The 409-nt window shown below is 79.5% G+C and carries 1 pseudogene; it reads left to right on the forward strand.

The annotated features are described in order from the left end of the window. Positions 1–259 (forward strand): annotated as a pseudogene (locus B7767_RS38875) (alanine--glyoxylate aminotransferase family protein); the annotation flags it as partial. Positions 260–409: the final 150 nt, after the last annotated feature.

Below are 409 nucleotides of genomic sequence, written 5' to 3' on the forward strand. Positions count from 1 at the left end.
CACGACCCTGCGGGCGCCGTCCGGCACGGTGGCGTCGGAGCTGGTGGCCCGCGCGCTGGCCGCCGACCCGGCGCTTCCGCTGGCCGCGGGCGGGGGCGCGCTCGCCAAGGAGATGATCCGGGTCAACCACTACGGCCCCGAGGCGACGCCGGGTGCGGTGCGGGCGAGTCTGGCGGCGCTGGGGGCGGCACTGGGCGAACAGGGGCTGAACGTGGACACGGAGGGTGCCCTGCGGGCCGCGGAAGCGGCCTGGCGCTGAGCGCGGGCCGGGACACCTGCACCTCTTCGCCCCCGCCGCCCCTTCCCGTCCCGTCCCGGGGCTCCGCCCCCCGGACCCCGCTCCCAAGCGCCGGACGGGCCGGCTCAGCCCGTCCGGCGCTCGAGGACGAGGCCCCTTCAGGGCCGGAGG

Origin of the sequence: Streptomyces sp. 13-12-16, from assembly GCF_002114215.1 — a bacterium.
Classification (GTDB): domain Bacteria; phylum Actinomycetota; class Actinomycetes; order Streptomycetales; family Streptomycetaceae; genus Streptomyces.